Source organism: Micromonospora sp. NPDC005252 (assembly GCF_042872475.1).
Taxonomy (GTDB): Bacteria; Actinomycetota; Actinomycetes; order Mycobacteriales; family Micromonosporaceae; genus Micromonospora.
Genome location: NZ_JBIAKN010000015.1, coordinates 1 through 21,181, shown reverse-complemented (window position 1 = coordinate 21,181; position 21,181 = coordinate 1). Strand labels below are relative to the sequence as shown.

The 21,181-nt window shown below is 71.1% G+C and carries 20 protein-coding genes and 1 pseudogene; 9 read left to right on the top strand and 12 right to left on the bottom strand.

Annotated features, from left to right (window positions below; all coding sequences use genetic code 11):
* Positions 1–285 precede the first annotated feature (285 nt).
* Genes ACFYPH_RS27965 through ACFYPH_RS27950 form a run of 4 tightly spaced genes read right to left on the bottom strand, consistent with a single transcriptional unit; the run spans position 286 to position 4,466 of the window.
* A complete protein-coding gene (locus ACFYPH_RS27965) occupies positions 286–1,095 on the bottom strand; it encodes an inositol monophosphatase (protein WP_355064560.1) in 810 nt (269 codons plus the stop codon).
* Positions 1,088–1,540: a response regulator gene (locus ACFYPH_RS27960; protein WP_387185945.1), complete on the bottom strand. Its 453-nt coding sequence runs from the start codon at positions 1,538–1,540 to the stop codon at positions 1,088–1,090. The genes ACFYPH_RS27965 and ACFYPH_RS27960 overlap by 8 nt, the downstream gene beginning before the upstream one ends.
* A complete protein-coding gene (locus ACFYPH_RS27955; RefSeq protein ID WP_354854437.1) occupies positions 1,537–3,270 on the bottom strand; it encodes a CHASE3 domain-containing protein in 1,734 nt (577 codons plus the stop codon). Before ACFYPH_RS27955 ends, ACFYPH_RS27960 begins: the two co-directional genes overlap by 4 nt.
* Positions 3,267–4,466: a fused response regulator/phosphatase gene (locus tag ACFYPH_RS27950; protein WP_354854439.1), complete on the bottom strand. Its 1,200-nt coding sequence runs from the start codon at positions 4,464–4,466 to the stop codon at positions 3,267–3,269. Before ACFYPH_RS27950 ends, ACFYPH_RS27955 begins: the two co-directional genes overlap by 4 nt.
* A gap of 326 nt (positions 4,467–4,792) precedes the next feature.
* On the opposite strand from ACFYPH_RS27950, the gene ACFYPH_RS27945 reads away from it, so the two are divergent.
* Positions 4,793–7,213, top strand: a complete 2,421-nt coding sequence (locus tag ACFYPH_RS27945) for a M28 family peptidase (RefSeq protein WP_387185941.1) — start codon at positions 4,793–4,795, stop codon at positions 7,211–7,213.
* A 68-nt stretch (positions 7,214–7,281) separates the two neighbouring features.
* Here ACFYPH_RS27945 and ACFYPH_RS27940 read toward each other — a convergent pair whose 3' ends face one another.
* Positions 7,282–7,773 (bottom strand): hypothetical protein, encoded by a 492-nt coding sequence (locus ACFYPH_RS27940; protein WP_354854442.1) that lies wholly within the window; start codon positions 7,771–7,773, stop codon positions 7,282–7,284.
* Between the two features lie 284 nt (positions 7,774–8,057).
* Between ACFYPH_RS27940 and ACFYPH_RS27935 the strand changes: the two genes are divergently transcribed.
* Positions 8,058–10,208, top strand: a complete 2,151-nt coding sequence (locus tag ACFYPH_RS27935; RefSeq protein WP_387185938.1) for a tetratricopeptide repeat protein — start codon at positions 8,058–8,060, stop codon at positions 10,206–10,208.
* Between the two features lie 4 nt (positions 10,209–10,212).
* Here the strand turns inward: ACFYPH_RS27935 and ACFYPH_RS27930 are convergent, their stop codons facing one another.
* Both ACFYPH_RS27930 and ACFYPH_RS27925 read right to left on the bottom strand, forming a co-directional pair.
* Entirely contained in the window at positions 10,213–11,154 is a 942-nt protein-coding gene (locus ACFYPH_RS27930; protein ID WP_354854444.1) for a threonine/serine dehydratase, read from the bottom strand.
* A 16-nt stretch (positions 11,155–11,170) separates the two neighbouring features.
* Entirely contained in the window at positions 11,171–11,938 is a 768-nt protein-coding gene (locus ACFYPH_RS27925; protein WP_387185935.1) for a hypothetical protein, read from the bottom strand.
* A 325-nt stretch (positions 11,939–12,263) separates the two neighbouring features.
* On the opposite strand from ACFYPH_RS27925, the gene ACFYPH_RS27920 reads away from it, so the two are divergent.
* The 4 genes from ACFYPH_RS27920 to ACFYPH_RS27905 all read left to right on the top strand — a co-directional run bounded on the left by ACFYPH_RS27920 (position 12,264) and on the right by ACFYPH_RS27905 (position 14,313).
* A complete protein-coding gene (locus ACFYPH_RS27920; RefSeq protein ID WP_354854448.1) occupies positions 12,264–12,440 on the top strand; it encodes a hypothetical protein in 177 nt (58 codons plus the stop codon).
* A 45-nt stretch (positions 12,441–12,485) separates the two neighbouring features.
* On the top strand, positions 12,486–13,289 hold the full coding sequence (locus ACFYPH_RS27915) for a hypothetical protein (protein ID WP_387185932.1): 804 nt from the start codon (positions 12,486–12,488) through the stop codon (positions 13,287–13,289).
* A 434-nt stretch (positions 13,290–13,723) separates the two neighbouring features.
* Complete coding sequence (locus ACFYPH_RS27910; RefSeq protein ID WP_387185929.1) at positions 13,724–13,969, top strand: toxin HicA; 246 nt, start codon at positions 13,724–13,726, stop codon at positions 13,967–13,969.
* Entirely contained in the window at positions 13,969–14,313 is a 345-nt protein-coding gene (locus tag ACFYPH_RS27905; protein WP_334498534.1) for a toxin-antitoxin system HicB family antitoxin, read from the top strand. Before ACFYPH_RS27910 ends, ACFYPH_RS27905 begins: the two co-directional genes overlap by 1 nt.
* Positions 14,314–14,634: 321 nt before the next feature.
* Here the strand turns inward: ACFYPH_RS27905 and ACFYPH_RS27900 are convergent, their stop codons facing one another.
* The 3 genes from ACFYPH_RS27900 to ACFYPH_RS27890 all read right to left on the bottom strand — a co-directional run bounded on the left by ACFYPH_RS27900 (position 14,635) and on the right by ACFYPH_RS27890 (position 16,239).
* Entirely contained in the window at positions 14,635–14,889 is a 255-nt protein-coding gene (locus tag ACFYPH_RS27900) for a Smr/MutS family protein (RefSeq protein ID WP_088987488.1), read from the bottom strand.
* A gap of 121 nt (positions 14,890–15,010) precedes the next feature.
* Positions 15,011–15,379 (bottom strand): tetratricopeptide repeat protein, encoded by a 369-nt coding sequence (locus ACFYPH_RS27895; protein ID WP_387185926.1) that lies wholly within the window; start codon positions 15,377–15,379, stop codon positions 15,011–15,013.
* A gap of 89 nt (positions 15,380–15,468) precedes the next feature.
* Positions 15,469–16,239, bottom strand: a complete 771-nt coding sequence (locus tag ACFYPH_RS27890; protein ID WP_354854454.1) for an ROK family protein — start codon at positions 16,237–16,239, stop codon at positions 15,469–15,471.
* A gap of 62 nt (positions 16,240–16,301) precedes the next feature.
* Here ACFYPH_RS27890 and ACFYPH_RS27885 point away from each other — a divergent pair, with 62 nt between their 5' ends.
* On the top strand, positions 16,302–17,939 hold the full coding sequence (locus tag ACFYPH_RS27885) for an ABC-F family ATP-binding cassette domain-containing protein (protein WP_354854456.1): 1,638 nt from the start codon (positions 16,302–16,304) through the stop codon (positions 17,937–17,939).
* 233 nt (positions 17,940–18,172) lie between these two features.
* Here ACFYPH_RS27885 and ACFYPH_RS27880 read toward each other — a convergent pair whose 3' ends face one another.
* A complete protein-coding gene (locus ACFYPH_RS27880) occupies positions 18,173–18,700 on the bottom strand; it encodes a DUF6244 family protein (RefSeq protein ID WP_387185922.1) in 528 nt (175 codons plus the stop codon).
* A 274-nt stretch (positions 18,701–18,974) separates the two neighbouring features.
* Between ACFYPH_RS27880 and ACFYPH_RS27875 the strand changes: the two genes are divergently transcribed.
* Both ACFYPH_RS27875 and ACFYPH_RS27870 read left to right on the top strand, forming a co-directional pair.
* Positions 18,975–19,613, top strand: a complete 639-nt coding sequence (locus ACFYPH_RS27875; RefSeq protein WP_387185919.1) for a hypothetical protein — start codon at positions 18,975–18,977, stop codon at positions 19,611–19,613.
* A 5-nt stretch (positions 19,614–19,618) separates the two neighbouring features.
* Positions 19,619–20,485 carry a hypothetical protein gene (locus tag ACFYPH_RS27870; RefSeq protein ID WP_387185916.1) on the top strand — a complete coding sequence of 289 codons (867 nt, stop codon included), beginning with the start codon at positions 19,619–19,621 and terminating at the stop codon, positions 20,483–20,485.
* Positions 20,486–21,096: 611 nt separating this feature from the next.
* Here ACFYPH_RS27870 and ACFYPH_RS27865 read toward each other — a convergent pair.
* Positions 21,097–21,181 (bottom strand): annotated as a pseudogene (locus ACFYPH_RS27865) (IS5/IS1182 family transposase); the annotation flags it as partial.

Genomic DNA, 21,181 nt, shown 5'->3' with positions numbered 1-21,181 from the left:
CCGGTGACCTCTGCGCGGCGGCGTCCCCGCCGGCGCCGGTCGGCGGCCTGCTGGCGGAGACCGCCGGTCACAATACCGGAACGCGCGCCGGTGACCAGCCCTGTGAGCGCCCGCCGGCCCCAGTGTCGACACAGCGTGCCGCCGTCGTCGCACACTGCGCGCCGATGCCGCGCTGGCCGTCGTCGCACACCGGGCGGAGACGCCCCACGGCCGTCGTCGTCGACGGCCTGGAGTCGCGGCGCGGACGTCCGTCACACGGTCTGGAGACGTCGCGCGGTGTGCGGATCAGGAGCCGAGCAGGGCCTCGTGCACCTCGGCCCAGACCTGTTCGTTGGCCGCGACCAACAGCCCGCGGCCATCGTCGGCCGGGTGGTAGTCGACGCCGTCGAACCGGCGGGCGACACCCCCCGCGGCGCGGACCAGCAGGGTGCCCGGCGCATGGTCCCACGGCAGGGTGCGCCAGAAGAGGGTGAACTGCTGCTCGCCGGTGAGGATGTCGAGGTATTCCCGGCCGGCACAGTGCTGGCCGGGCAGCAGCTCGCCGAGCCGCCGACCGCCGGCGCGGACCCGGTCGCGGGCCTCCGCCGGCAGGAACCGCGTCATCGCCGCGCCGCGCAGGTCGCCCAGTGGCGGCACGGCGTCGGCGGCGTCGACCGGCTGGCCGTTGACCAGGGTGCCCTCGTCGGCCCGACCGGCGGCCAGCGTCCCCGCCAACGGGTCGAGAATCCAGCCGGCGGTCGGGCGGCCGTCGGTCAGCAGGGCCACCATCAGGGCGAACGGCCGGCGGCCGGCGGCGAAGTTGGCGGTGCCGTCGACCGGGTCGACCAGCCACACGTCTCCGCTGTCGCGCAGGTGCCGCAGCAGCCCCGGATCGTCGGCGACACCCTCCTCCCCCACCACCGTCGAGCCCGGCCGCAGCCTGCGCAGCCCAGCGGAGATCAACTCTTCGGCGCGGCGGTCGGCGACGGTGACCACCTCGCCGGGCGCCTTCTCCGACACGTCGGCGTCGTCGAGCTTGCGGAACAGGGGCAGCACGACCTGGTCGGCGGCCTCCAGGAGCAGGTCACCGACGTCGTCGAGCAGGGTGTCAGCCACGAGGCGGCAGCTTGACCACGCTGACGAAGAACTCGTCGATCTGCCGGACCACGGCGATGAAGCGCTCGAAGTCCACCGGCTTGGTCACGTAGGCGTTGGCGTGCAGCTGGTAGCTGCGCAGGATGTCCTCGTCGGCCTGGGAGGTGGTGAGCACGACCACCGGAATCCGGCGCAGCTCGTCGTCCTTCTTGATCTCTTCGAGCACCTCCCGGCCGTCGCGGCGGGGCAGGTTGAGGTCGAGCAGGATCAGGTCGGGCGCCACCGCGTCGGCGTACTGGCCCTCCCGCCGCAGGTAGGCGAGCGCCTCGGCGCCGTCGGAGACGACGGTCAGCCGGTTGCGCAGCTTGTGCTCCTCGAACGCCTCCTGGGTCATCAACACGTCACCCGGATCGTCCTCCACGAGCAGGACCTCGATCGGGCTCTTGCCGTCCGCCGGCGCGGTCATCCCACCGTCTCCCTCATGTCACCCGTTCTACCGCTTTCCGGCGACCCGTCGGCCCGGTCCGGCTGGTCCGCTCCGGCGGAGTGCTCCGGCAGCGCGGACGACGCCTCGTCCGCGGGCGTCGTGTCCCCCGGCGTGGCCGGCTGCGGCTGCTCGGCGGGGTCGGTGGCGGCAGCCGCCTCCACGTCCTCGGGACGTGCCGGGAGGGTGAACCGGATGGCCGTGCCCTCCGGTACGTCGGTGTCCACCCAGACCCGGCCGCCGTGATATTCCGCGATCTTCTTGACGATCGCCAACCCGATGCCGGTGCCCGGGTACGCGTCCTTCGAGTGCAGCCGCTGGAAGATCACGAAGATCTTGTCGGCGAACTCCGGCTCGATGCCGATGCCGTTGTCCTGGCAGCTGATCTCCCACTCGGCCCCGACCAGCCGGGCCGAGATGTGCACCTTCGGCGGCACGTCGGGACGGCGGAACTTGATCGAGTTGCTGACCAGGTTGGCCAGCAGGTTGGTGAGCAGCGGCTCCTCGCCACGGATCACCGGCAGCTCGGTCCAGGTCAGCTCGGCGTCGGCGTACTGCCGGGCAGCCTCGGTCTGACCGGCCACGTCGCCCATCACCTTGTTGAGGTCGACGTCGACGAAGCCGGTGGTGAGCCGGCCGATCCGGGAGAACGCGAGCAGGTCGTTGATCAGGCGCTGCATCCGCTGCGCGCCGTCCACCGCGAAGGCGATGTACTGGTCGGCCCGCTCGTCGAGCTGCCCGGCGTAGCGGCGCTGGAGCAGCTGGCAGAAGCTGGCCACCTTGCGCAGCGGCTCCTGCAGATCGTGGGAGGCCACGTACGCGAACTGCTCCAGGTCGCGGTTGGACCGGGTGAGCTCCTCGGCCTGCTTCTGGAGCTGGCTGTTGACCCACTCGATGCGCTCGCGGGCCTCCCGCACCTCGGCCAGGTCGGAGGCGATCTTCTGGCGCATCGCGTCCACGTCGTCGCCGAGCCGGATGAACTCCGGTGGGCCGACGGTGGCGATGCGGTGCTGGTAGTCGCCCTCGGCGACCTCGCGGACCTGGGTGGCCAGCCCGGTCAGCGGCCGGATCACCATCCGGTCCAGCGAGAGCAGCAGCACCGTGCCGGCCACGACCACCACCACGGCCGCGATGATCAACAGGATGACCAGCACGTTGCTGCTGTTGCGGACGTTCGCCGCGGACTGCTCCCGGGCGGCCAGGATCTCCTGCTGGAGGTCGTCGACGGCCGAGCGCACCTCGTCGAACCGCTGCCGGGCCTGCTCGGTGACCAACGCCTGGCCGGCGCGGGTGCCATCCTGTTCGGTCGTGGCGATGACCGGCTCGGCCACGGCCCCCCGCCACTGCTCGGCCCTCTCCTCGACGACCCGCAACTCCTGGCCGATCTGCGGGTAGTCGTCGAGCAGCGCCCGCATCGCGCTGATGGTGGCCTTCTCCTGCTCGAGCCCCGCCTCGTACGGACTCAGATCAGCCGGGTCACCGCTGACCGCGTACCCGCGAACCGCCGTCTCCTGGTCGAGCACCGCGTTGAGCAGCTCCTGCGACTGCACCCGCAGCGGGCCGGTCTGGTTCAGGATGGCGTCGATCTGGGTGCGGTTGCGGGCGGCCATCGCCGCCTCCGCGGTGGCCAGGCCGATCAGCAGCACGCCCACGACGGTGAGCAGGGTGATGACCCGGCGGCGCAGACTCCAGCCGCCGCTCACCGGCTTCACCGGCCACCGCCCCGGCTGACCAGCAGCATGGCCACGTCGTCGGCGAGCGGGCCGCCGTTGATCTGCTCGGCCCGACCGACCAGCCAGGCCGGCAGTTCGGGCAGCGACACCTCCCGGTTGGCCGGCTCGTCGAGCAGCCCGCTCAGGCCCGGCACGTCGAGCCGTTCGTTGCCGGCGCCCACCCGCCCCTCGATCAGGCCGTCGGTGTACATCAGCAGGGACCAGTCATCGGTGTCGAACTCCAGGTCGTAGGCGATCGGCCGGCGAGGTCGTACGCCCAGCAGCAGGCCGCCGGGCGCGGGCACCGGGACGACCCGGCCACCGGAGAGCAGCAGCGGCGGCGGATGCCCGGCGAGTCGGACGGTGGCCCGGTTGGCGTCCAGGTCGAGTCGGGTGGTGGCCACCGTCGCGAAGATCTCCTGAAGTCGGCGCTCACTCATCAGCACCTGCTCCAGTGCGGGCAGCACCTCGTCGTCCGGCACCCCGGCGAGCACCAGGGCCCGCCAGGCCACCCGCAGTTCCACACCGAGCGCGGCCTCGTCCACCCCGTGCCCGCAGACGTCCCCGACGATCAGGTCGAGACGGTCCGGACGGGTCTGCACCACGTCGAAGAAATCTCCGCCGATCAGCGCGGCGTGTCGACCCGGCCGGTAGAAGGTGTGCACCGCCACCTGGTCGGTCGTCATCAACGGTTGGGGCAGCAGGCCACGTTCGAGTCGGGCCGACTCGGCCTGGCGCAACTCGACCTCACGCAGCCGGCGGGCGTTCACGTCGGCGCGCTTGCGCTCGACCGCGTAGCGCAGCGCCCGCGTCAGCAGCACCCCGTCGACCTGGCCCTTGACCAGGTAGTCCTGTGCGCCCTCGGCGACGGCCACGATGCCCATGTGCTCGTCCGAGCGGCCGGTCAGCACACAGACGGCGGCCCCACTGGGCATCTCCAGCACCTGGCGCAGCCCGTCCAGCCCCTGCGCGTCGGGCAGGCCCAGGTCGAGCAGGACGCAGTCGACGCCGGTGATCCGCTGCCGCGCCTCGCTGAGGCTGGTGGCGACCACCAGGTCGATCATCGAGTTCGTCTCGGCGAGCAGCTCACCGACCAGGAAGGCGTCACCCTCGTCGTCCTCCACCAGCAGCACCCGCAACCGCTCGCCGGGCGGCAGGTTGGCGTGCCGCGCCAGGCCACCGTGCGGGTACGGCACAACTGGGGACGCGGCCAGGCCGCCTCCCCGGTGCGGCCGGGTCACCGCCGCGAGACGCGGGAGTTCGCTGGTGATGTCGGGCTCCTTCCGAGTGCCCTGCTGATCCTGTATTAGACAACGGTCGCACACAACACGATGGGCGCGGCACGGGCGGGGATGGGCCGGATCACTGCCCGCCGGGGGACAAAACGGACGGCCGGTCGGTGCCCGGTGGCCGAGCGCCCCGCCGACGGGCGGGAGATCGGTGGACGCCCGGCCATCCCGTCCCGGGCCACCGGAGGGCAGGATGGTGCCACCCCAGGCCCCACCACCTTCGAGGAGTTCGGATGGGCGCACCCCCCACCCCCGTCACGGCGGGCGTACCGCTCCGGCCGGGTCCGGGCGTACCCCCGGCCGACCGTGCGCTGACCCGACCGCGCCGGCGGCTCCTGGCCGCCGCGGCGGCGCTGGTCGCGCTGGCGGCCGTCGGCGCCGGCAGCCTGCTCGACCTGCGCACCCCGGCGCCGAGGCCGGCGGACGCGCCGGCGGGCGAGTTCAGCGCCACCCGGGCGTACGAGGACGTCCAGGTGATCGCGGCCCGGTCGCACGTCGCCGGGAGCCCGGCCAACGACCAGGTTCGCGCGCACGTCGAGCAGCAGTTGCGCGGCCTGGGCCTGGAGACGGAGGTGCAGGACACCGTCGCGCCGGAGGCCGGCCAGCTCAGTGGCGCGGCCGGCGGGGCGACCCTGGCCCGGGTGCGCAACGTGGTGGCCCGACTGCCCGGCACCGACCCGACGGGTCGGGTGTTCCTGGTCGCCCACTACGACTCGGTGCAGACCGGGCCGGGCGGCAACGACGACGCGGCCGGCACCTCGGCCATCCTGGAGGTGGCCCGCGCGCTGACCACCGGCCCCCGGCCCCGCAACGACATCGTCTTCGTGCTGACCGACGCCGAGGAGGCGTGTCTCTGCGGGGCGGCCGCGTTCGCCGCGAGCCACCCGCTCGCCGCCGACGGCGGTGTGGTGCTCAACCTGGAGGCGCGCGGCTCCACCGGCCCGGTGATCATGTTCGAGACGTCGAAGAACAACGCGAAGCTGGTGGACGTCTTCGGCCGGGCCGCCCCGCACCCGGTCGGCACCTCGTTCGCGGTGGAGATCTACCGGGCGCTGCCCAACGACACCGACTTCACCGCCTTCCTGGACCAGAAGTTCGTCGGGCTGAACTCGGCGTACATCGACGGCGGCGCGATCTACCACACGCCGCTGGACACCCCGGCCGCGATGGATCGGAGCAGCCTCCAGCAGCACGGGGACAACGCGCTGGGCCTGGCCCGGGAGTTCGGCCGCACCGATCTCACCGACCTGCGCTCCGGGTACGACGCCACCTACTTCCCGGTCCCGGGTGGGCTGGTCCGCTACCCGGGCTGGCTCGTCCTGCCGCTGGCCCTGCTCGCGGTACTCGCCGTCGCGGCCCTGGGTTGGCTGACCCGCCGCAGCGGTCGGGCCAGCACGGGACAGCTCGCCGCCGGTTTCGGCCTCGCTCTCGGGCCGATCGTGGCCGCGCCGGTCGCCGCCCAACTGCTCTGGCTGGCGATCACCGCGATCCGTCCGGGGTACGCCGAACTGCTCGACCCGTACCGGCCGATCTGGTACCGGATGGCCGTGCTGGCGCTCGCCGCCGCCATCCTGTTCACCTTGTACGCGCTGGTCCGCCGCCGGATCGGCCCGGCCGCGCTCGCCGTCGGCGGGCTGGCCTGGCTGGCCCTGCTCGGGGTGCTGCTCGCCGTGGCGGTGCCCGGCGGGGCGTACCTCACCACCCTGCCGGCCCTGGCCGGCGCCCTCGGCGGGCTGGTCGCGCTGCGGACCCGGCAGACCGGGCCGTGGCCGGTGGTGGCGGTGACGGCCGCCGCCGCGGTCGGCGTGGTGATCCTGCTGCCGACAGTGGTGCTGCTCTTTCCCGCGTTGGGCATGGCGATGGGTGGGGTGGCCGCGCTGGTCGCGGTGCTGCTCGGCCTGACGGCGCTGCCGGTGGTCGACCTGCTGCACCCGCAGGCCGGCGGGCAGCGCGGCCTGGTGGCGCTGCGGGCCCGACGACTCGCGGTGCTGCCGGCCGGGGCCGCCGCCCTGGCGGCGGTGGTGCTCGCCGGGGTCGGGCTGGCCGTGGACCGGTTCGACGCCGCCCACCCCGCGCCCACCCACCTGATGTACGCCCTGGACGCCGGCACCGGGCAGGCCCGCTGGCTGAGCCACGAGACCGACCCGCAGCCGTGGACGGACGGCTACGTGGACGGGGTGGCCAGCGTGGCGGACGACTTCCCCGGCCTGGGCGACGCGGAGCTGCGCGCCGGCCCGGCGCAGGCGGCGAACCTGCCGGCGCCGAAGCTCGACGTGCTGGCCGACACCAGCGCCGGCGGTGAGCGCACGCTCCGGCTGCGGCTCACCCCGCAGCGGGCGGTCCGGCTCGCCACCCTGCACGTCGACACGGCGACCGCCACCGTGGTGCGCGCCGAGGTGGCCGGCCGTCCGGTGCCCGTGGAGCCCCGCGCGGGCAGGTGGGGCTTCGGACTGGTCTTCCACGCCCCACCGCCGGAGGGCGTCGAGGTCACGTTGACGCTGCGGCCGATCGCCGCGCAGGTGGCGCTGCGGGCGATGGACGCCAGTGACGGGCTGGACGCGCTGCCCGGCTTCCGGCCCCGGCCGCCGGCCGTCGGCGTCGTCGGATCACACAGCTCCGAGATGCTGGCGGTCGCCCGCACGTATCCCCTCTGAGAAGAAAAACCGGTGGTCCGGCGGCACGAATCAGCCGCCGGACCACAGTCGTTGGAATTGCGTTTCGGTCAGCTCACCGGCTCGGGTTGACCGGAGCCGATACGCCGCCAGCGGTTTCCGTCATGATCGGTGAAGGTGAGCTCCACCAGAACGGTGTCGGTCGCCGCTTGTAGCCGATGCTCCGCCGTGACGGTGACGAACAGATCCGAACTTTCCCGGCCGTGGATCCGGCGGACCTGTTTCGCACCGGCCAGGTCCACGGGGGTGCCCTCCGGATCGTCGGACGGGACCAGTCGCGGCAGCGCCGTCACGTCCAGGACCGGCGCGTCACTCTCGTTGGCCACGGTCACCCGCAGCACCGACTTGCCCCGGATCTCGGCCACCGCCGAGACCAGCCGGGCCTGGGTGGCGCGGAACCGCAGCTCGTCGGTGCGCCGGGCGCGGATCTCCCGGCGCAGCCCGAGATAGACGAAGAGCACACTCGCGATGGAGCCGAGCGCGCCGAACCAGTCCGGCACCGAACCCCAGTCGGCCACATCGTCGTACGGCAACCAGTTCATGCGTCCATCGTGGAACCGCCGCGCGAGGAACGAGCACGGCGGATCGGCCCGAATGGACGGCGAATTGGAATTCCCGGTGCCGATTCCGGTCAGCCGGGCGACCTAAACGGAGAGTGTGCAAGCCAGCACAGTGGTGGATACCCTTGCGGTTGACGTAGGGCGGGTGACTATCCCTCCGAATGTCCACTCAGTGGACATGATCTTTTCTGCCACCCGCCGCGCCGCAATTTCGCCACCGAAGGGGGACCGCATTGACTGCGGACGTTCCACCCGAGGATGCGGGCGTGCGCCGGCCGGCCTACGACCGACCGAGTCGCGTCTCCGTCGACCCGCCACTCGGGCGCCTGGACAGCCCGCTGCACGGCCGGGACGACCTGATCGACGAGATCATGCATCCGGCAGACGCCGACGGCGAACAGCCGTCGGTGCACATCCTGTGCGGCATGGGCGGCTCCGGCAAGAGCCACGTGGCCCTGGAGATCGCCCGCCGGGCCCGAGCGGACGGCCGGACCGTCTGGTGGGTGCAGGCCGGCCGGCTCAACTCCGGAATGCGCGAGGTGGTCAGTCAGCTCGGCGCCTCGGAGAGCCAGGTCGACCAGGCGTGGGCCGGCATGATCAGCGCGACGGACCTGGTCTGGCGCTACCTCAACCAGGCCCAGCAGCCCTGGCTGCTGATCTTCGACAGCGTGGACGAGCCCGGCACGCTCGGCCCCACCGACGGGGTGCTCGCCGACGGCACCGGCTGGCTGCGCAGGCCGGAGGCCGAGGACGGGATGGTCCTGGTGACCACCCGGGACGGCAACCGGGCGACCTGGGGCACCTGGTCGATTCTGCACCAGGTGCGCCCGCTCGACGCCGACGCCGGGGCGCAGGTGCTCATCGACCGGGCCGGCGCGCAGGCCGGCGGCCTCGACGACGCCCGCGAACTGGCCCGGGAGCTGGGCGGGTTGCCGCTGGCGCTGCGGGCGGCCGGCAACTACCTCCGCTCGGTCAACGCCAGCCCGGTCTGGCGCGGCTCGTCCACCATCACCACCTTCGCCAACTACCGCACCGCGGTGCAACGCCGGTTCCGCTCGCCGCGCGACGCCGCCGACGTCGACCTCGATGAGTCGCTCGGTCTGGAGATCGTCCGCGAGGTCGACGACATCTCACTGGACCTGCTGGCCCGCCGCCAGCTCCAGCAGAGCCGACCGCTGCTCAACGTGCTGGCCTGCCTCAGCATCTCCCCGGTGCCCTACGAGGTGGTGCTCAAGCCGGCCATCCTGGCCGGGTCGCCCCTGTTCGAAGGGCTTACCGCCCGGCAGCGGGTGAAGGTGCTGGAGGGCATCGGCGACCTCGCCCTGGTCGACTTCGATGTCCAGGAGGACGTCACCGACCCGGCCTTCGCGCACGTGCTGTCGCTGCACCCGCTGGTGCACGCGATGTTCCGCGACCGCGACGAGGTTCGCGAGCAGATCGCCGAATACCACGGCGTGGTCATGAAGCTGCTGCTCGCCGCCACCGAGGGGCAGAGCCCGGACGACTCGGCGGTCTGGGCCAACTGGGACGTGCTGGTGCCGCACCTCGTCGAGGCGGTACGCGAATACCTCGTGCCGCAGCGACAGAAGCACGACCCCGAGACCGTACGCCGGGCGCTGGAGCTGACCCGGCTCACCGCCCGCTACCTCATCGCGATCGGCCTGCCGGGCTCGGCCTTCGACATCCTCGACCCGATCGTGCGGGGCTGCGCCGCGTACGACCACGACCTGGACCGGCCCCAGGTGCTGGCGCTGCGCCACGAGCTGGGCCGCACCTGGCTGGAGCGCAACCAACCGGAGATGGCCGACCGGGTGCTGCGCGACGTGATCGCCGACCGCACCCGCGTGCTGGGCAGCGACGACCCCGACACCCTCGCCAGCCGGCACAAGCTCACCAAGGCGATCATGGCGCAGCGCCAGTGGCCGGAGGCCGAGTCGGAGCTGCGGCAGATCGTCGCCGCCGAGGACCAGGTCCGTGGGCCCGAGCACTGGGACACGATGATCGTGCGGCACAGCCTCGCGCTGGCCGTCCTCGCGCAGCACCGGGCCCCCGAGGCGGAGGAGATGCTGCACGCCATCCTGGAGGTCCGCTACCGGCTGTGGCCGCTCAACCAGCCCGAGACGTGGCAGGCCCGGCACACGCTGGCCCGGTGCATGCAGGAGCAGGGCCGCCTCGCCGAGGCGGAGGCGGAGCTGCGGGCCACCCTGGCCACCGTGGAGCCCCGGCACGCCGACCGCAGCGAGGTGCTCGCCATCCGGGCCACGCTCGCCGTGGTGCTGCTGCTCGACGGGCAGGTCGACGCGGCAATCGGGGTGTACGAGCACCTGCTGGCCGACCGGCGGCGGCTGCTCGGGGACACCCACCTGGACACCCTCCAGGTGGAGCACGCCCTGCGCCGCCTGCGCAACGGCGACTGACCCGTCAGTGCGGCGCCGCCGGGCCCAGGTCGCTCGGGTCGGTGTTGCCACCGCAGACGATCAGCGCCACGCGCTCCCCCGCCTGCGGCACGTACGCCCCGCCGACCAGCGCGGCCAACGCGGCGGCGCCGCCCAGCTCGGCGGCGACCCGCAGCTCCGACCAGAGCAGCCGACGCGCCCGCACCAGGTCCTCGTCGCGCACCAGCACGGACACCACGCCGGTACGACGGGCGGTGTCGAAGGCGATGTCGCCGATCCGGCGAGCGCCCAGTGAGTCCGTGGCGATGCCGCCCACCTCGATGTCGACCGGTCGGCCCGCCTTGAGGGCGGCGTGCAGGGTGGGGATCTGCTCCGGCTCGACGGCGACGACGCGTACCGACCCGTCGAACCAGGTCGCGATGCCCGACACCAGCCCGCCGCCGCCGACCGCCACCAGCACGGTGTCGATCCCGTCGAGCTGGCGTTCCAACTCCCGACCCACGGTGCCCTGACCGGCCACCACCTCCGGCTGGTCGTACGCGTGCACCACCAGCGCCCCGGTCTCGCCGGCCCGCTCGGTGCTGGCCGCCAACGCCTCGGCGTAGTGCTGGCCCACCTGCCGCACCTGCGCGCCCAGGCCGGCCAGCCGCTGCACCTTGACCGGCGAGGCGGTGACCGGCACGAAGACCTCCGCCGGCACGCCCAGCGACCGGGCCGCGTACGCGACCGCGAGGCCGTGATTGCCCCCCGAGGCGGCGATCACCCCGGCCGACGGCAGCGAACCCTGGAGCATCCGGTTGAACGCGCCGCGCGGCTTGAACGAGCCGGTGTGCTGGTGCAGCTCCAGCTTGAGGCTCAGCAGACCGGGCACGCCCAGGTCGGCGCCGTCGACGGAGATGACCGGCGTCTGCCGGACCCGACCCTGCACCAGCGCCGCAGCCGCCTCGACGTCGCTCTTGTCCACCATGGGGAAACGCCCTTCGCTACGACCAGAGAGCCAGTCGACCGTCGTCGGTGAGCCCGACGAAGCATCCTATGGAGATTCGCCGGCCATCCGTCGCCGGACGCACCGTGTGATAGTGACGCGGGTCAAACAGAAATCCCTCTCCCAGTTCGGGCCGCAACGTCAACGACTGCGCGCCGTCGGCCACCGACTCGTGATAGCCGTACCCGCCGGGAATCCGCAGGTCCTCGTCGCTCGGCTGCCACCGGCGACGCCACAGCACCGTCTCACCGCCGACGGGCGGCACCCGGACGTAGATGTTGAACGCCAACTGGGCCACCACCTCCGCGTCGAGCAGCCGGCCGGCGTACTCCCGGACCGCGTCGTCGAAGTGCATCTGCAGGCCGGCGTTGATCTCGCGGACGATGCCGACGTGCATCTCCCGCCGCTGCCGCCGCCCGGGTGCCACATCCGGCCAGGCCGACCGGAACGCGGCCAGGCACAGCTCGCGCGGCGCGTCCGGCAGACCCAGCGTGGACCAGCCCTTCTCGGCGGCACGAGCCGCCTCCCAGTAGTCGTCGCGCAGGTCGCCGCCGTCCCGGTGATCGTTGATGGCCGGGCCGAACTTGGCGACGACGGGAAACACCCGGCTCTCGTCGTAACGGTCCATCTCCGCGTCGGCGAGTGCGGCGGTGATCGCGTGGCAGCGGGCGGCGGGCAGCAGCCCCGGCACCCGGACGGCGGCGATCCGCCCCGCCACGAGTCCGGCGACGTCTGCCCGGGTGATCGCCGCGGACACGACGGCCACGAACAACGGATCGGTTCTGCTCGGTTGCCGCACGGCGGTCCTCCCGTATCGAAGATCCCTCACCGGACAAGTCGCGCCCCCGACCCGCGCACGGTGCAATGTAGCCACTGGCGGCAAACCCGCATCGCACCATTGACCGCAGCGCATGTCGTGAACACTTCCGCAGTTCAAGGGCGGGGTGGCGGATGCGCCGTTACCATCGGCCCCACCAGGGGTACGTCACACAGGGCCGTACGGCGGGTCGATTCCACCGATCGGGGAATGGTGACGACTCCCGGCCCGGTGGATGATGCGAGTAGTTCGAATGCGGACGAGGAGTTCGATTATGGCTGGCGCCGGCCCGACCGATCTTGACGCGTACGTCGACCGCCTGGAGATGGCGCGTCGAATAGCCCGGGAAATGATCGAGTCCGACCACCTCGCTCTGGAGCTGGCCGTACGGCAGCGCCCACAGTGCTGGTCCCGTCGCCCGGTCGTGCACACCTCCCGCACCGACGCCTGACTCGCGGGGCCACCAAATGTGGCACGGCCGGGCAGAATGCCACCCATGCGCCGGCTCGCCACCGTTCTCTGCCTGCTGACTGCCGCGGTGCCGGGAGTGGCTGCCTGCGCGGCTCCCCAGACAAGGCCCGGAGACGGCTCCGCCGTGTGGGGCACCTACGAGGCCGAGGTGAGCGGCGTGACCCCCGGTCCGGGCGACCGGGCGGTCACCGTGCACGTCAAGGCGCTCGCCGGTCGCGACGGCTGCTCGCGCAACGTCCAGGTCGGCCACCACGAGGAGGAGAACGGCGTCATCTTCGCCAACATCGTGCAGGAATCGGCCGAGTCGGACACGTTCGGCGCCTGCCCGACCTTCGCGCCCGCCGAGGTGACCCTCACGTCGGCGGAGCCGATCGGCGACCGTCCGCTGTCGCTCAACCAGAAGACGTGGGCGCTGAAGAACGGCGCCTACACCCGGTGTGACGAGAACCTGGGTTGCAACCCACCGAAGGACCGCTGCGACCCGACCTGGACGCGCGCGGCCGTACGCGGGATGGACGTGTCCCGCCACTCGCAGGGTCACGTCGAAGCCTGCGACGGGACATGGCTGGTCATGACGGTGGCCGACGACCCGACTTCGTGCGGCGCCGAGCCACGCCCTGGGTGCGAGGTGAACACCGCCGTGCGGCGCTACTTCCTGCGTAACGAGCCGGCCGGATGGTCGATTGTCGCCCGAACCACGTCGGGTGGGTGCGACGCGGTCCGCGAGGCCGCGCCTGCCTTCCCCCGGAATCTCTGTGCCAACCTGGAACCGACGGCCCGGCTCGTCACCGTGGCACCAACGCCGCCGCCCGATCTGCCCGGCGGCTGATCAGACGACAGCCGCTACTTCCAGCGGCATTGATCTTTGCCGGGGATGCTTCCGAAGGACGAGATTGCGATTGGCATTCCGACAGAGGAAAGCTTGTTTGGCAGGCTACGCACAGCGATCAAAGTTGAGTCAAACCAGCATCAAGTTGCCCCAACTCAGCGTCCTCGGCCGTCCAGTCCAGCCACCCCGGCCACATCCGATCGCCCCTAGCCATCCCGTCGGCCTTCGTCCGCGCCTCGGTGGAGTGGGTGGGGCCTGCCCGGACGGAGGTGGTCGGGATGGCGTCACATCCCGGAGTGCCGGAGGACCCCGCCAGAGGCCCCGCCCTCCCTGGCACAGCCGGAAGAACTGGCCGCAGCATGCCTAGGCGTGCTGCGGGTAGGCGTGCACGCGGCAGCGTTGCCACCTGGTACCACAGGTAGTACCATCGAGGCGTGCCCTCGGTAAACAAGATCATAGAAGCGATGCGAAGCAACCCGCAGAACATCGCCTACAACGATCTCAAGAGGGTCTGCAAGCACTACTTCGGGGAGCCCCGACAAGACGGGACTTCCCACGCAGTTTTCAAGATGCCGCGGGCGGGGGACCCGCGCGTGAATATTCAAGACGATAGAGGCAAGGCAAAGGCATACCAGGTACGGCAAGTGCTAAAGGCGATCGAGAAGAAGGAGGCCATGTGATGCAGACCGTTGCCGATCCAGAGGTAACTCACTATACCTACCGCGTTACATGGTCGGCCCAGGACAACGAGTTCGTCGCCACCTGCGCTGAGTTTCCTTCCCTTTCGTGGCTGGCTTCCTCTCAAATCGAGGCCCTGCAGGGACTCGAACAGCTACTGCGTGAGGTGATCGCGGACATGGAGCAGCAAGGCGAGGAGGTGCCGGAGCCATTCGCCGAACGTAGCTACTCAGGCAAGTTCAATGTCCGCGTCGGAGAAAGCCTGCACCGCGAGCTGGCAACCCATGCCGCCGAGGATGGACTGAGCCTCAACCAATATGTCGTACGGAAGCTGACAGCAGCCTGATCAACGCGAAAGGCCCGGCTCCCGCAAGGAAGCCGGGCCGCGTCGGATACCACTTCAGCCGATGCAGGGCGAGCCCCGACGCCGGAAACCGTGGTCAATGCGAAGCCGCACTGATTGGTGGATCTGCAGATCCTCTAGTTCGTCGTGAGCCACCTGCTGCCGACGAGCGAGGACCGCACCCGCCGCGTCATCGACAAGGCGCTAGGCGAGGACCAGGACCCGGACGACGCTCCCGAGCCCGGCAACGGCCTGGAGACGGCATGATCTTGTTTCGGACCCGCCGCCAAAGACCTCAGCCGCAGGTCAGGGCGCATGCCGTCGCTACTTCCAGCGGAAGTGGACGAAGAGGCGGCCGAAGTTCTTGGAGTCCTTCTCCACCCGGTGGTAGAGCTGCTTGACGTCCTTCTGGTCGAGGAACCGCAGCACCCGCTTCTTGAGCTGCCCCGACCCCTTGCCCGGGATGATCTCCACGAGGGTGGCCTTCTTCGCCACCGCCTCGTCCATGATCCCGCGCAGCGCGCGGTCGATGTCCTGGCCCTTGTTGAAGATGTCGTGCAGGTCCAGCTTGAGCTTCATGCCGCAGCCCCCGGCCGGTCAGGTCCCATGTCCGCCATCCTAGGCACGCCCGTCGGCCCGGCCGCCGGACGACGAAGGGGCGGTCCGCAGGACCGCCCCTTGCTCATCACCAGGTCTCCGCTCAGCGCGTGCCGCCCACTCGGGTCTCCACCCGCTGCAGCGCGATCCGGTAGTCGTCGTTGGCCGCGTACATCGCTGCGGCGATCCGCAGGTGCCGCAGCGCGTCGGTGTGCCGGTTCAGCCGCTCCAACGTCCGGCCCAGCACGTGGTGCGCGTAGTGGTCACTCGGGTCCCGGTCGACGAGCTCCCGCAGCTGCTCCTCGGCCCGGTTGAGCTGGGCCGACTGGAAGTACGCCCGGGCCAGCAGCTGCCGGACAGCGGCGTTGCTGGGTTCGGCGTCGACGATCGGCTCCAGCAGTCGGGCCGCTCGGCTCGGGTCACCGGTTTCGAAGAACATGGTCGCCCGCCGGTAGTCCGCCAGAAGATCCATCTGCCCACCTCCTCGGGTCGCGCCGTCACCTGTTCCGACGCTGGCACAACACTCGACGTTTGGCGACTGTTCCCCGGGTGGAAATAGGGTCAGGCGCGAGCGTCCCGGCGGCCGGCGGCCAGCTCCCAGGCGCGGACGCCGCCGACGATCCCGGCCGTGTTCGGCACCACCACCACATCGTCGCCCATCCGGGCCAGCTGCTCCGGCCGGATCAGCCGGGAGTTGCCCCCGCCCAGGTAGAGCCGGTCCCACCGGAACACCGGGCGCAGCCCATCCACCACCTGCCGGATCCGCCGGGACCAGAAGGCGTCGCCGAGCCGCCGACGCTCCGGCTCACCCACGTACGTGTCGTAGGTGGTGCCCCAGCGCACCGGCGCGTGCGACAGCTCCAGGTGCGGTGCGAGCACACCGCCGTCGAAGAGGGCGCTGCCCAGCCCGGTTCCCAGGGTCAACACCAGTTCACAGCCGGTGCCGGCGACCACACCCGCTCCGTGCACCTCGGCGTCGTTGAGCACCAGCGCGGGCACCCCGAACGCGTCGGCGAGCGCGCCTCGCGCGTCCCAGCCGGACCACTCGGCCAGCAGGTCCGGGTCGATGCGGGAGCGGGGGCCGCTGCGGGTGACGTAGTGCGGGGTGGCCACCACCACGCCGTGCCGGATCATCCCGGGTACGCCGACCGTCAGCCGGTCCGCCGTGGGCAGCCGCCCGCCCAGCTCCAGCAGGGTCCGGACGAACAGGGCGGGAGGCAGCGGGTACGGGGTCGGCACCCGCAGCGGCCGGGCGCGCATCGTGCCGGCCTCGTCGAGGACCGACGCCTTGATGCCCCCGCCACCGCAGTCGATCGCCAGAGTGGTCACCACGCCGTTGAGTCTGCCCGCTGCCGTCGGCCCTTATGCGAGCAGCCGGATAGGCTGCCGTCCTGATGAGCGCCACGATGATCGTCAAGGACCTGGCCGCCGGGCACGGGGACCGCCCACTCTTCTCCGGGTTGGACCTGGTCGTCGCCCCGGGCGACGTGGTCGGCCTGGTCGGGCCGAACGGGGCCGGCAAGTCGACGCTGCTGCGTACCCTCGCCGGATTGTTGCCGGTCGAGGCCGGCAGCGTGCGACTCAGCCCGCCCACCGCGAGCGTCGGGCACCTGCCGCAGGAGCCGGAACGGCGACCGGGCGAGACCGTACGCGACTTCCTGGCCCGCCGGACCGGGGTGACCGCCGCCCAGGCGGCGCTGGACGCGGCCACCGAGGCGCTGACCGCCGGGACGGCGGGCGCCGACGACGCGTACGCCGACGCGCTGGAGCGCTGGCTCGCCCTCGGCGGCGCGGACCTGGACGAACGCGCCGAGCAGGTGAGCGCCGACCTCGGGCTCGCGGTCGACCTGGACCACCCGACGACCGGGCTCTCCGGCGGTCAGGCCGCCCGCGCCGGGCTGGCGTCGCTGCTGCTCAGCCGGTACGACGTGTTCCTGCTCGACGAGCCGACCAACGACCTGGACCTGGCCGGCCTGGAGCGGCTGGAGGAGTTCGTCACCGGGTTGCGGGCCGGCACGGTGCTGGTCAGCCACGACCGGGAGTTCCTCACCCGCACCGTGACCCGGGTGGTGGAGCTGGACCTGCCGCAGCAGCAGGTGCACCACTACGGCGGCGGTTACGCGGCCTATCTGGAGGAGCGCGAGGTGGCGCGGCGGCACGCCCGCGCCGACTTCGAGGAGTACGCCGACACCAAGGCCGGCCTGGAGGCGCGGGCCCGCACCCAGCGCGGCTGGATGGACAAGGGCGTGAAGAACGCCCGCCGCAAGGCCACCGACAACGACAAGATCGGCCGCAAGTTCCGCAGCGAGGCGAGCGAGAAGCAGGCCGCCAAGGCCAAGCAGACCGAGCGGCTGATCGAACGGCTCGACGTGGTCGAGGAGCCCCGCAAGGAGTGGGAGCTGCGGATGGAGATCGCCGCCGCGCCCCGCGCCGGCGCCGTCGTGGCCACCCTGCGACATGCGGTGGTACGCCGGGGAGGCTTCACCCTCGGGCCGGTCGACCTCCAGATCGACTGGGCGGACCGGGTCGCGGTGACCGGGGCGAACGGTTCGGGCAAGTCCACCCTGCTGGCCGCACTGCTCGGGCGGCTGCCGCTTGACGAGGGCACCGCCTCGCTCGGGCCGGGCGTAGTGGTCGGCGAGGTGGACCAGGCTCGGGGACTGTTCCTCGGCGACGCGCCGCTGATCGACGCGTTCCACGCGGCCGTACCGCATCTGTCGCCGGCGGACGCGCGGACCCTGCTGGCCAAGTTCGGGCTGCGGGCGGCGCACGTGCCGCGGCCGGCGGCGACCCTCTCCCCCGGCGAGCGGACCCGCGCGGCGCTGGCCCTGCTCCAGGGGCGCGGGGTCAACCTGCTGGTGCTCGACGAACCCACCAACCACCTCGACCTGCCCGCCATCGAGCAGCTCGAATCGGCGCTGGCCAGCTACCCCGGCACGCTGCTGCTGGTCACCCACGACCGGCGGATGCTGGCCGCCATCGAGACGAACCGTCGGCTGCGGGTCGACGCCGGGCGGATCGCCGAGGATTGATCCGTGCCGGAGGGCCGGGCCGGGGTGAGAATGACGCCATGCTCAAGTGGGAGTACGCGCTGCTGGTCCGCCGCCGCTCGGCGTCCCACCCGGGACCCCGGTCGGCTGCCTGGTCCAGCGTGCGCCGAGGTCCTGGTCAGCGGACGTAGTGTCGCCGGCGGCATGAGGTGCCGAAGGTGAATCGCCGTGCGCGAAAGGGGTAGGGCTGGCCGGTGAGTGACCGCCAGCCCCCGTCAGTTTCCCGACGACCCCAACTGCCGGGCCTGCGCGATCGCCGCCTCAACGGCCTGCCGGGCCCCGCCAGTGCGCTGAACAATCAGCACCAGGACCTGCTTGATGGCCTCCAACGCCTGCAACAGCGGCCCGGGCTGTCCACCCTGCAGGACCACGGCGACGAGCTGCTGCGCCTCACCGACTCCGGTGATGACCCCGGCCGCCGCGTCACGGGCGGCGTCCACGGCGCTCTGCACGGGCGCCAACCCGGCGATCGTCTCCTGCGGGGTGGCCTCGTTCGGCACCGCCGCAGTCGCCTTCGTCGCCTCACCGATCGAACCGGCAAGACTTCCCAGGCCGCCCTGGATGCCCGTGATCGCGTTACGCACCCGAGCCACACCCGTCGCCACGGCGACGAAGCCCGCGCCCGCGGCCCGCAACGCCACCTCCTGTGCCTGACTGTCAGCGGCGGTCGCCAACCCCTGTGCACGTTCGACTCCGGTCATCATCGCGCGAAGTTCAACGGCGATCTTCTCGATCTGCGACACGTGGCCGGCATCCCCAATCGATGAAGTGAAAGTGCTCGACAGCTGAACCTACCGGGCTACTCGCGAGGCCACCAGGCACCGGCGAGGCGGGCGGCACCACAGACAGACCCGCTGACTCCCGGTCATCTCTGCATCTGCGGACAGATGCCGGAGCCTGAGCCACCTCGCGGAATGGTGCAGGAGACTCGGCTGACGCAAGCTCGTCGCCTCAGCCCTGTCGGTGACGCGTGGGATGCTCGATGCAGTAGTCCGACGATTCGAGAGGTGGTGGCCGGTGGTCGAGCTGCACCCCTCGACGTACCTACGAGCGGCAGCCTGGGTACCCGATGACGACCCGGAGCGACCATGGGAGGACGCCGCAGACCTTGCTGCGGAATGGATCTGGGAGCGCAGCAAGGCCGAAGGGGTAGCCCCACTCCTGGTGACCAACACCTTCCAGAACGGCGTCGGCATCGGATGCCTAGAGGCGATTGCTCGCCGTGGCGGTCAGACCACGCCGCAGGGCAAGCAACGGTTCGATCGCGGTCCTGTGCTGGCCTACGTGCCGGACGAGCGAACGCTAAAGCTCGCGCTCGATCTCGCCCGCGGCTACTCGCTCGCAGTCGTGGAGACGGTCAGCTTCCCGCTTGCTGAATGGGCGGCGGGGGTGGAAGCCATCAACCTGCTCGACGGAAGTACGAACACGAGCAGCATCCCGGACGACGTCAAGGCCGATCTCGATCACGCGGCGTCCTTCGGCGGCAATAACGGTTGGACTGGGCCGCACGAGAAGCAGCACGTTCGCACTCACCTCGGGCACCATGTCCAGTCCGGCCGCCTCGCACCAGAGCAAGCGGCGTCCTATGTCATGTCGCAGGGCATCTCCGACAGGGGCGCCAAGAGACTGCGCCTACTCCTCGAGAAGCTGGCGTAGCGCCTATGCAGGAGCTTTACGATCTCGCCTTCGCGCGACTCGACCGCGTGTCCGTCAAGCGCCAGGAGTTCGCTGAGTGCTGGGCGAAGTACATCTCGGTGCATCCGTGGGACATCGATGTCCGGAACGTCGATGCCTGCACGCTGGAGATCCTGGCAGTCATGCGCGAGCCAGCGCCGGTCGAGCTGGCCCTGATCTTCTCCGAGTGGCTGGCAGCGCTGCGGGCGTCGCTCGACAACGCGATCTACGCCTTGGCCTCCGCGATCACGGGCCAGAATCCCCCGCCGCAGGCCGAGCGTATCCAATACCCGGTCTGCTCGACTACGGCCGAGTTCAGTCGCCAAGCAAAACGCCTCGCGATGTTGCCGATGCACATCATTGAGGCGCTTGAGAAGTCGCAGCCTTACCAGTCCCCATGGGGTCCTGAGAGCAACCTGACCTGGTGGGTCAACGAGCTGGCCCGGAAGGACCGCCACCGAGTGCTCCACGTCGGGCTCGGCCGTGTTGATGAGCACCGCATCCGGATTGCGCCGCCGAGCGGCGTCACCATCAAATTTGACGAGGCCGTGGAGCCGTACAGCCATATTGAGCTGGAACTGGTGGTCGGGCGCTTCACGGCCAGCCGACCGCTGCGGCCCCGGGAGATCACGGCGGACTTGACGGGCGTCGCCATCGCGCCGGAGATCCAGGCATGGGCCGGCTACCGATTGGATGGCAGGCGGCAGTCGCTCCACGACCGGATGGTCTACACCGAGATCTTCACGCGCAATCACCTGGAGAACATGGCGCTAATGGGCGAATGCCTGCCGCCGGGCGGGTTCAGGACGTTCGATCTCGCTGATCCGGAAGGTGGGGCGCAGCAAGCCGAGTAAGCCGACCGTCAGCCACGCACACGACCTGCCGATTGGGCGTCATCAAACCCGGCTGAGAACGGCCGGCTATGGCGCCCCGCGCCGGAGCGGGAGGTTTGAGAACCACCGACGTTGTAATGGTGTAGTCGGTCAGTCGGGCCGTCGTCGATAGCGCAGCCCTGGTGCGCGATCGAGATCAAGAACGAAGCCATTCGGCCCTGGCACATCCTCATCCGCCGAAGAGGTATCGAGGGTCAGCGTGAGGCCGTCCGCAACGTAGGTGGACCCGGTGCAGGTAAGGCGGTCGAGGGTTCCCCGACGCCACAAGAACAGCGAGCCGGCACAGCGGGTCAGGCGTACCGAGCCGGGCACCTCGGCGCACGTGTAGGTACCGAGCGTGATGTGGGGCGCTTGGAGGTCTACGCCGCCCGGGGAGGTGACCTTGGGAGCCGAACTGCTGGACAGCGCACGAGACAGGATCTGACCCGGATCGACGTTGGAGTCGTGGGTTAGGTCAGCAAGTGCGGCGGCGGCCACGTGGTCGGCGGCGATATCGGTGTGGTTGGACAGGCAAATGACGACTAGCCCTGAGCTGGTGAGGTAGACGGCGGCGGAGAACCCCTGAGCCCTTTTCATCCTGCGTAGCGGTTGGCTTCGACGCGGTGGAGAACGAGGATGGCCTGCACGATCGTGGTCGCTCGGCGTGGGCAGCAGCGC

Excerpts from the sequence above, each read along its gene's own strand:
- ACFYPH_RS27945 (WP_387185941.1), top strand. The coding sequence starts at position 4,793 with ATGGGCGCACCCCCCACCCCCGTCACGGCGGGCGTACCGCTCCGGCCG.
- ACFYPH_RS27930 (WP_354854444.1), bottom strand. The coding sequence starts at position 11,154 with ATGGTGGACAAGAGCGACGTCGAGGCGGCTGCGGCGCTGGTGCAGGGT.
- ACFYPH_RS27885 (WP_354854456.1), top strand. The coding sequence starts at position 16,302 with ATGAGCGCCACGATGATCGTCAAGGACCTGGCCGCCGGGCACGGGGAC.
- ACFYPH_RS27895 (WP_387185926.1), bottom strand. The coding sequence starts at position 15,379 with ATGGATCTTCTGGCGGACTACCGGCGGGCGACCATGTTCTTCGAAACC.
- ACFYPH_RS27915 (WP_387185932.1), top strand. The coding sequence starts at position 12,486 with ATGCGCCGGCTCGCCACCGTTCTCTGCCTGCTGACTGCCGCGGTGCCG.
- ACFYPH_RS27940 (WP_354854442.1), bottom strand. The coding sequence starts at position 7,773 with ATGAACTGGTTGCCGTACGACGATGTGGCCGACTGGGGTTCGGTGCCG.
- ACFYPH_RS27905 (WP_334498534.1), top strand. The coding sequence starts at position 13,969 with ATGCAGACCGTTGCCGATCCAGAGGTAACTCACTATACCTACCGCGTT.
- ACFYPH_RS27960 (WP_387185945.1), bottom strand. The coding sequence starts at position 1,540 with ATGACCGCGCCGGCGGACGGCAAGAGCCCGATCGAGGTCCTGCTCGTG.
- ACFYPH_RS27920 (WP_354854448.1), top strand. The coding sequence starts at position 12,264 with ATGGCTGGCGCCGGCCCGACCGATCTTGACGCGTACGTCGACCGCCTG.
- ACFYPH_RS27900 (WP_088987488.1), bottom strand. The coding sequence starts at position 14,889 with ATGAAGCTCAAGCTGGACCTGCACGACATCTTCAACAAGGGCCAGGAC.
- ACFYPH_RS27870 (WP_387185916.1), top strand. The coding sequence starts at position 19,619 with ATGCAGGAGCTTTACGATCTCGCCTTCGCGCGACTCGACCGCGTGTCC.